This window comes from Marseilla massiliensis (genome assembly GCF_016899855.1).
In the GTDB taxonomy this organism is placed as follows: Bacteria; Bacteroidota; Bacteroidia; order Bacteroidales; family Bacteroidaceae; genus Prevotella.
Genome location: NZ_JACJJG010000137.1, coordinates 1 through 6,194 on the forward strand (window position 1 = coordinate 1; position 6,194 = coordinate 6,194).

General features: G+C 42.9%; 4 protein-coding genes, 1 tRNA gene and 1 pseudogene. 1 reads left to right on the plus strand and 5 read right to left on the minus strand.

The features are described from left to right. Window positions 1-386 (plus strand): annotated as a pseudogene (locus H6A34_RS13285) (hypothetical protein); the annotation flags it as partial. Window positions 387-706: 320 nt separating this feature from the next. Here H6A34_RS13285 and H6A34_RS13290 read toward each other — a convergent pair. The 5 genes from H6A34_RS13290 to H6A34_RS13310 form a co-directional block, all read right to left on the minus strand. After that, complete coding sequence (locus H6A34_RS13290) at window positions 707-1,936, minus strand: AAA family ATPase (RefSeq protein WP_205105908.1); 1,230 nt, start codon at window positions 1,934-1,936, stop codon at window positions 707-709. A 454-nt stretch (window positions 1,937-2,390) separates the two neighbouring features. Then, on the minus strand, window positions 2,391-2,975 hold the full coding sequence (locus H6A34_RS13295; protein ID WP_205105909.1) for a hypothetical protein: 585 nt from the start codon (window positions 2,973-2,975) through the stop codon (window positions 2,391-2,393). Between the two features lie 511 nt (window positions 2,976-3,486). Then, window positions 3,487-4,755: a phage integrase SAM-like domain-containing protein gene (locus H6A34_RS13300; protein WP_205105910.1), complete on the minus strand. Its 1,269-nt coding sequence runs from the start codon at window positions 4,753-4,755 to the stop codon at window positions 3,487-3,489. A 151-nt stretch (window positions 4,756-4,906) separates the two neighbouring features. Continuing rightward, window positions 4,907-4,980, minus strand: a tRNA-Ile gene (locus tag H6A34_RS13305). Between the two features lie 566 nt (window positions 4,981-5,546). Further along, the coding region (locus H6A34_RS13310; RefSeq protein ID WP_205105911.1) for an IS3 family transposase at window positions 5,547-6,194 on the minus strand (648 nt) is incomplete at its 5' end.

A 6,194-nucleotide genomic window follows, 5' to 3' on the forward strand; every position in this document is an offset into this window, starting at 1 on the left:
TTTTCAACTATAAAGGTACAAAATTTTTGCGAGATTACCAACTTTTTATCTTACTTCATTATCCCGAACTCGAGTATTCATGGTTCGACGTATTGGGCTATCAAGAGCTTATGCGACTTAATTTCGACGTACAGAAAGTTGAACAGGCCTACGATTATTCCTGCAATCATGAGCCGATAATACTGAAGTGCAGGGAAGCATTTACAATCGGCAACTTCTACACAAAGCCCGAGGTAAAGAACACACTTCAGCAAATCTATGACGGTCTTGGCCTTATAGGAAGAAAGGCAAAATCAACGGAACTAGGGTCTTACCTTAATGCAAAGGAACGTATGATTACCGATGACGAAGGCAACAGGAAGGAAGGTTACGAGATACTGCCGTAATTTAACCGTGTTGTAAAAGACCGTAAACCGCCTTGTAAAAGACCGCAAATTACCCTCCGTTTGACCGCCTTTCACCGTACAATATGCCATGTATTGCAAAATCAGGGGCGTAAACCGCCAATTTTATATAACTTGGATGTGATTTTATGGCGGTAAGGCACTGTGTAACAATGGATTAAGTCTGGCAATAAAAACGAATGGCATTTACACTTAACACCCGGTTTACACCCCTCCGAATGACGACTTTATATACCAAGAAAATATACTTACACTGCAAAAAGACATAAAAAAGCCACCCAATAGAGGGTGGCGAATTATTTTTAAGCACTAATATGGCCTTCCTGCTTAAGCCTTGTAAGTGTTCTGTGAACGGTTTTTGTACTCAAGCGAAGTTTGTTTGCTATGGTACTCTGCTTCATTCCTTTATTATACATTGCAATAATCTTTTCCTCTTTCTCCGGTGTTACCTTTTGATTCGGGGCTTTGGGCTTTTGAACTAATATCTCTGATGCAGGCGTGACACTGCTTATGCTTACAGTTTTCTGTTTTAATGGCGTAGCTTCATCCTCCTTCATTTCTCTAAAATACTCAAAATGCAGGTACGGCGTTGATACACGTTTTACTATAATAACATTTCCTTCCTTGGGCATTTTCCTGTTCTTCTGCACTTTCAACATCTTGTATTCGTCACCAAACCGTGTAGGTAGTAGAGCAATACGTGATGCAGACAAATTACCGAGATGTGAAGAACCGTAGAACGTTTCATTGACCTGACCTTGTTTGGTCTTTGTGGTATGAGCTATAATTATAAAGGTCACGTAATAACCATTTGCCTTAGCAACATCTTTTATCTTTTTCTGTCTTGAGAACAGGTCATGGTACGCTTTCGGGGATGCAGTCGGGATAATGGCAGACAGATTATCTATGCAGATTGTCACGTCTGACTTTTCATTGCCGACCAACTCCTCTATGTGGTCAAACATTTCAGTCTCAGATTCGTATGTGCTACTGAATCTTTTAAGGTTCTCGGGAAAATGAAAATCATGTTTGCCATACCTCAACTGAATATCGTCATCGGAAAGCTCTGCGTCAAAATAATAAACACTTTGTGGCTTCTGATTATATGGCGTTTTATCGTCCGGAAGCAGATGCGTATTTGAGCCTCTGGCTATATCAACGCACATACCCATAGCTAACGTACTCTTGCCTTCTCCGTCAGAGCTGCTGATAACCAGAGTGTCGCCTTTACATAATAAATTACCACACAACTGTAAATCAGCGATGTCCGCATTAGACTTTTCACAGATCTCGTTCAGTGTTTCTGGTCTTGGTCGTGTGATTGGATTGTTGACTGGCTCTGGATGACTGAAACGTTTTGGTTTGTGATCCAATTTCTTTTTCCAGAAATAGTACTTAACCCCTTCTTTAAATAAATAGTACCCACCTGTCGCACAAATAAAAGCGCAACAGATTTTAAACATTTCTTTGCCTTGGAAGTCCCCTTCCATCTCAAATTTAGGAGGTAAGCCTCCAATAACTATTCGGTCCATTTTTAATTCTTTTTTATTCGTTTGCAAATGTAAATCATTATGTCCAATATCTGGGATAAATGTAAAATTGCACTATCCCACTTTCAGAAGCTGGGAGTTTTTAACATTATTGATAATACAAAATGACTTGGAAAATAATGAAATACACTTGTTGGTGGACAGGAAACACATTATCCGAACAGCCCAACTATACCTATATACCAAGGACGCTTTCAGACATACCAAGACGAGGTCAAGGCTGAAACTGATGTCACGTATTTTCGACAGAACTGACACCGATATTGCAATTTCTATAGGTCAGACAGAACGGGCTTATGAAATTCAGGTTAACATATAGGAAACAACTTATGGTCACAGTGCAGAGGCCTAAAATAGATGTGACCTTTTATATATCTTGAAAATAAAAATGAGGATGTGCCGTCTCTCTTGGCCATCCTCTTTCTACTACTTGTTACTACTGTCTAAATAAAAAATTTCGTTTTATCTCATGAACCAAGTCTTTAAAAACAGGCCTTAAACTCTGGGCGTAGTCAGGTAAGTGGTTGCCTTTTCCACCTGCTTCCTCAGATGCGATATCTATGTAATAGTTGTATGAGTAAGTTTGACTTACAATCGTCTTTCTTACATTACCGCTGTTCAGTCTGTCTTTTAAATTTAACAATTCACTACAAAACCTCTGACAAGAAATCCTGTTAGGAGCGTTTTGCTTGTTTTTGCCCCTCACATAGCAACCTTCCCACGTCAAAATCGTGTAAATCATGCCATAGTAGGTGAACTTTACTTTCTGGTTGCCGATATTCAATCCTGTACTGCTATCGGTTAAGTGTTTTCTAATTTCATTGCTGAAATCAACTTCTTTTTCTTTTATCCACTCAATGAACTGACAGTCAAGTTCACCAATTTTATTGTCAGCATTTTTCTTTCGTAAACGGTCAAGCGTCCCTTTTACTCCATACTTATTCAAAGAGTCTTGCCAGAGTTTCTTATCCTCGGGATATTTCGCGGCAAGCTGCACCTCTAACATTTCTTGCTCGGTCACTCCGAAGCAACAAACATATCAGTCTCAAATCTTTTCTTACTCAGACGACTATTGTTACTTCTTAATGCCTTTTTTACATAAGCGTAATTTTTAAATTAAACAAAAATATTCCTACTAAAAAATGTGAGGGCATCACTAAATGTCCTCTTTGGCTATAAAAGCCCCTACTTCTGCTAACTTTAATTAGCTCCATATAATTTATTAACAGCAAAAAATCTGCCATGACGAGTAGTAAAATTTATAAAAAATGTCAAATTTCCTATCTTGAATGAAACTATGTCTTCATGTCTACTTTGCTTATTTTAGCAAGCTGTTATGCAATTACATAATTAGAATTTAGGGACACAAATTACTGCGACATTTACGAGACAAATAAGGGACATTTAAACAATCTTTGTTGCACTTCTAAATGTCTCAAAAATGTCCTATACAAAAACATGGACATTTACTGTATATCAATTAGTTACGCCATATCTTACATGGGACATTTAAAACGACAATCATACCAGTTTTAACCTCCAAACACATACTTCACGACCTTAGCATTGGCCTTGTTCTCGTTAACGAAGTCGCGCTCAATGTAAATGTCGGTTACCCTCATCGATTCGTCTACGTGGTTGAGGGCTGCATGGACTGTGTACTTATCTATGCCAACCTTATTAAGTGCTATTGTAGCCCATGAATGCCGGGCAGCGTAATATTCCAAATCATCTATGCCAAGCTGTGAACCGATTTCCTTCAGGCCATAATTGATTGCCTTGTTGAATGCCTTGTGGTCGGCGTAGTAATGGTGGAAGTTGAAAAGTCTCTGACCGGTCTTGTCCTTGTATTTCTCCATCAGTGGCAATATCAGCTTAGGGACAACGACTTCCATCCTTGCACTGTCTAATCGGCGGTCCTTTGTCTTGGTGCGGTTGTAGATTATCCTGCCGTCTGTAAACTCTTTGGCATTGTACAAGTCAACGGAGTTCATGCCCATAAGACAGAAAGACATGATGAAACAATCCTTTGCCAAATCATAACGGCAGGTGCTTTTATAACCTTTCACCTTGTTTTTATATGGCAGGGCAAAGATTTTCTTTATCATGTTCCGGTCTAATGCACGTTTCCTTGTGGCTTCTTGTTTGGGGATTCTGAAATTGTCGAACGGAAAGTTTGGGATTAGGATAAAGCCGTTATCATAGTCGTTATAAGCATTCTGCGCTTCCTTGTATAGATGCCTTATGCTACCGAGATAAAGCGACATCATCCTGTTTGACGGAATGCGTTGGCCTGTGGTTCTCATCCTCGCAATCCTCTCGTTCCTTCGTTGATTAAGGTAGTCAGAATACTTTTTCAGGAATGAATGATTGATTTCCGATATGGGTAGATAATCCCTTTGCATGAACGAAACAAGCGAATTAATCACCGTCGCATAATTCTTGACGCCCTTGATTACCGTGTTTTCAATCCATTTACGCGAGAAGGCGATGAAGTCAATATCCTGTTCTTTCCGCTCTTCAAACCTCAACCTCTCGAAAATGTCATCCAACGAGTAACGGTTAAGGTCTATTTGCATGACGTTACACTTTTCCAGATAAGCCGCTACAAGTTTCTCAATCTCTTTGTAAACCGCAGTGCCTTTCCTGAAATCACCCGTCTTTGTCAGTTCATCAGGTTTCACGAACAGACTTGTAGACAGTCTTTTCACCTTCCTGTCCAACGTAAATCTCAACTTTACATTGTACGTTCCGTCAACTTTCAAGCCGTCTTTCTTAATTTCTGCCTTGATTGTCAGCATTTTACCATTGTTTTTAGAAGTAAACAATAGGTCAACAAACAACACAAATAGCATATAAAACGCTGATATTTTGAGCGGACGAAACATCAACCGAAACAAAAGAAAAAGTGCCAACTACCTGAACTTCAAGTAATTAGCACTCTGTTTTCGGTGGGCCATCCAGGGCTTGAACCTGGGACCTCCAGATTATGAGTCTGTTGCTCTAACCAACTGAGCTAAAAGCCCTACACCGACGGTGTTTACCGTCATTGCGAGTGCAAAGGTACTGAAGTTTGGGCAAACTGCCAAATTTTTTGTGGAAAATGTGTATTAAAAACATGAAAAAGCGGCATTTTAACGGTTTATGCCGGGCTTCGGGCCTATGTCGGGTGGTGCTGGCGGCTGCCGGTTGTTGCGGATGTTGTACGGTGTGGCGTGCTTGTGTGTGGCGTTGTCAGTGGCCGTTGTCTGTCGTGTGTTCGTAATGTGTTGACGGCCAGAGGGTTATTGGCCGGAGATTTTGGGGCGTGCGAAAGGCCGCGTATCGGGTTGTGAAAGGCCGTATATTGCATGCCGAAATGCCGTCTTTCGCGCGGTGAAAGACGGCATTTCGCAGAGTGTACGGTTAGGGGGTGTCTTTTCCTGAAATAGGTTGACAGTTTTTGTTTAAATAAACTACATTATTTTACACACTCTGGATAGAGGTACTGGAATAGTTGACATCGCATCGGGAAATGTGCTGCTTTACTTTACATTCCCGGTCTTTGTCAGGCTGCCCCGCGGGGCCGCCTGACAAAATCGCAGCAAAGATACTATCTTCCATTGTCATTTCCTCCATGGCCCACCGTTTTTTTCCTTTTCCACAGCCGTTTTTGTTCGCCGCTCCCGGCGTGCGCCGTCTCCGGGGTGTTGTTACCGATGCTCATGTGGGGCCTGCGCGTGTTGTAAAAGTCGATGTACCTGCCGATGGCCTCGCCGGCCGTGGCGATGTCGGCGAAAGCGCGTCGGCGGTTTACGGCCTCCTGCTTTATTATGCCGTTGACGCGCTCGGCCACGGCGTTGTCGGTGGGGTTGTAGTCCTCGGTCATGCTCACCGATATGCCGTGTCGCCGCAGCTCGCCGATGTAGGCGTCGCAGCAGTACTGCACCCCGCGGTCGGAGTGGTGGACGAGGCCGTCAAGACTGTCCGTGCCGCGCAACGCCACGGCATGGGCTATGGCCTGCCTGAGGGCCTCGAGAGACTCCAAGGCGCGCAGCGACGGCGAGACCTTGTGGCCTACGACCTTGTGCGAGTAGGCGTCGGTGACTATGTGCAGGTAGCACGTGCCACCGCATTCGAGTGGTATGTAGGTTATGTCGGCCACCCACAGCTGGTTCGCGGCAGTAGGCGTGAAGCCGCGCACGAGGTTCTTCCACTTGTGGTAGCGGTGGTTGGAGTCGGTCGTGCGGCGGGGCTTCGG

What these genes read in the sequence shown, in the direction of transcription:
- H6A34_RS13300 (WP_205105910.1), bottom strand. Translation starts at nt 4,755, where the DNA reads ATGCTGACAATCAAGGCAGAAATTAAGAAAGACGGCTTGAAAGTTGAC.
- H6A34_RS13290 (WP_205105908.1), bottom strand. Translation starts at nt 1,936, where the DNA reads ATGGACCGAATAGTTATTGGAGGCTTACCTCCTAAATTTGAGATGGAA.